Here is a 3,208-nt window from a genome sequence, read left to right as displayed (position 1 = left end):
GCTCCGCCTATTCACTTGAAATGACGACTATTCTCCAGCGCCTCATGCGGCAGTCAGCTGGTGAAGTGATCCGCTATTCCGCTATGGGTCCGTCCTGCCTAACCAGCCCCTAATTAACCGGCGAGTGATCCATAGGCGATCGGGCGTGACCCGACCCTCATCGCCCGGTCCGCACGCTCCCCTGGCGTCTGTTTTGAAGGGCCACCTATTACTACAGCGGATCTTTTCATCGCACGTTTACCGACGCTCCCGAAGCAGCGCCAGCCGCTTCTTCCGGTGCGAGAGATACGCCGTGTGGTTCCGCCGCGTATGGTAACGGACCAGTTCCAGCGCGTGCTTGGGCGTCAAGGTCTTGCCCGGCAGCACGGCCGCCAGGAGGAGGCGCGCTTGCGGGAGCGTCAGGGCCGGCGTTTTTTTTAAACCGCAACCGCAGCTGGAGCAGGAAGTGCAGGGCCAGGAAGACGTAGAGCATGTGCCGGTGCCAGGCCGGCCAGGAGCGGTGCTCGTACTCATCCATGCCGACCTGGCTCTTCCCGTCCTGGAAGCACTGCTCGATCGGCCAGCGCAAGGTGGCGGCGCGGCACAGAGTCGCGAGCGGCGTGGCGGCCGGCGCGTTCGAGAAGGCGGCCTTCACCTGCCCGTCCTCCGTGCGGCGCAGGAACAGCCAGACCGGCGCGGGGGTCGGCAGCCCCTCCCGACAGGGGTAGACCCGGAGGGCGGCGACCTCGGCGTGGATCGGCCCCTTCGCCCCCTCCGCCAGCACGACCGAGGTCCAGGGGCACGTGTTGGCGGTCGCGAGCGTCCGGACCGGCACGGGCGTCCCCCGGGTAACGCGCGGCTTCGTGGGCTTGCGCCCGTGCCCCCGGTAGCGGGGCACCTGGACGCGCGGCTGGCTGCGGAAGACCAAGGTGTCCGACCGGATCCCGGCGAAGTAGGCGGTGCCCGCCGGCAGGCAGTCCAGGAGGGCCCAGTCGGACCCGAAGGTGGCATCGCAGCCGACCCAGGCGGCCGGGAAGCGGCCGGTCTGGACGATCCGGTCCAGCAGGGCCCGGGCGATCTGGGGCTTGGTCTGGAAGGTGAGGGTGCGCGGGACGCGGGTGTCGCGCCGTCGCTCCGCGTGATCCTCGGCAAACCAGCTCGCCGGCAGGTAGAGCTGGCTGGCCACCAGGCCGTAGCCTTGGTCACTGGTGTAGCCGACGAAGACCCCGGACTGGCAGTTCTCGACCTTGCCCCGGGCGCCGCAGTACTGGCGGGCCACCCCCACGGACTCAGTGCCCTTCTTGGGGAACTCGCAGCTGTCGACGGTGAGCATGCCGTCCGGGGCGGCGATCGTTGCCGCCAGCAAGGCCTGGTGCGTGACCGCCATCGCCGCGTCGTCCCAGCGGTAGGCCTTCAGGAAGCGCTGGAGCGGGCGGACGGCGTCTTCATCCAGGAACCGCAACGCGATGGGCTCGACGGACTTGGCGTCAGTGGTGCTCAACAGGCCGGCCAGGTAGGCGTAGCCGAGGCGCCGGTGCTCGACCCGGCCATAGGCATCCTGGAACTGGGCGTGGAACTGCCGGAGCGCGTCGGCGAGCTGGGCCACCTCGGCCTCGGTCAGCCTGACGCCCGGGACCAGCGTGGGCGACCAGCCCGCATGCCGGAGAATCATCTGGAGGTCCTCCATTTTGGTGAGCGCCCGTGGAGGACGGTGAGAGGGGCTGGCGGGCTGCTGCTGGCAGCCGATGCGGGTGCGCAAGCGCGGGTCTAGGGCATAGACGTACACCTCCTTGACGGCGCCATGGTAGACGTAGCCGCGGCCCTGCTTGCCGCTGCCGAAGGTCGGGCCCAGGCGCTGCCAGTTGGCGGCGCGGTAGCACGTGCCGGCAAACCTGGCCGGATCCACGAAGGTCTCCACCAGCCAGGGGCGGGTCCCGAAGCGCAGGGCCCAGTCCTGGGGGAGCCGGGCCAGCGCTTGCGCGAGCACGTGCGACGCGAGATTCTGCACCGCGACCCAGGGGAGGATGAGGAACCGGCTGTTGTTGACCACCCGGTCCAGATAGGCGGTCCGTTGCGCGGCGGACCAGCCGATCCACTGGTCCCGCACGCGCAGGACGCGGGCGGGGGCGCTGAAGGACAGGGCTGCCACGGGCCGGCCCTGGAGGAGGGCGAAATACTTGAGCCGATGGCCCAAGAGCTTCTGGTACCCCAGATAATGATAGCGGCGGACCAGCCGATCCCAGAGCGGCTCCTGGAGCGAGTGGCTCACCGGGCCCACCGTGATGGGCGGCACGGTGTGCACCGCCCCCTGGATCGGTGAAGTGTCGAGGGATGCGGTGTCGGGCATGCTCCGTAACCGTCTGCCAGATCGACGAGGGTTCGACATGCGGCGTGCGATCCTCGCCACACGAGACAGATCACCCGGGCTCCCGAACGCAACGTGCACTCTCGGCAAGCGGTGGCGCCCGCTCTCACGCGCCCGAATGCCAGCTACATTACATGCAGCCATCTCATTTGTCTAGAGGAAAAGATCCGCTGTAGTACTAATTATGAGCAGTTTTTTTGAGGAAAAGGGGTAACACTCGGTGGTTCTGGGTGACGGTGATCACCCCGTGTTGCTGTAGCCAGGTTTCGACTGCCACACGCCGGATGCTCTCGGCATCCGGTTCGGTGCACACCTCCTGCGCCCGCAGTAACGTCCACGTCAGCGCGTTGATCTCATCGAACACCTCCCGGCGCTTGCGCAGAGTATACGCTCGGAGAATAGGCCGGGCATCCTGAAACACTCGGCAGGCCACTTGGTCGTGGAGGACGCGGCGCGGGCGATGGTTCAACTCGTACGCGAGACGCTCTGCCCAGTGCTGCACCTCCGCGGCGGGCGTTGGGCCGCTGTCATGAAGCTGCCGCCGGAGCGGCGCTTTGACTTCCCGGATGGCGCGTTCCATCCCGCCGTTGTAGGGCGGGTACTGTCGTGGCGAGTTCAGCGGCATGACCCAGTAGCGGGCCAGGACCACATCGACCGCCGCCTGGTTGAGCGTGCCGCCGTTGTCGCGCTTGAGCACGAGCGGCGGGCCGTGTTCGAGGAAGAGCTGTTCCAAGCGCGCGGCCACCGTCTCACCGACGATCTGCTCCTCGACCCTCGGGAGGAACCTGTAGCGGGAGGCGAGATCCTGGACCTGGTGCAGGCGCAGACAGTGCCCGTTCACGCGGGCCAGTTCCGCGTCGTCGA

Annotated in this window: 2 protein-coding genes; both read right to left on the bottom strand. The window is 67.8% G+C overall.

Annotated features, from left to right (window positions below):
• Positions 1–226: 226 nt before the first annotated feature.
• A complete protein-coding gene (locus VMS96_08735) occupies positions 227–2,425 on the bottom strand; it encodes an IS701 family transposase (GenBank protein HVP43507.1) in 2,199 nt (732 codons plus the stop codon).
• Between the two features lie 97 nt (positions 2,426–2,522).
• The coding region (locus VMS96_08730) for a hypothetical protein (protein HVP43506.1) at positions 2,523–3,208 on the bottom strand (686 nt) is incomplete at its 5' end.

It is taken from the genome of Terriglobales bacterium, from assembly GCA_035543055.1.
Lineage (GTDB): Bacteria > Acidobacteriota > Terriglobia > Terriglobales > Acidobacteriaceae > JAIQFD01.
Note: the sequence above shows the minus strand (reverse complement) of the source record. Positions and strands in the feature narration are given on the sequence as shown.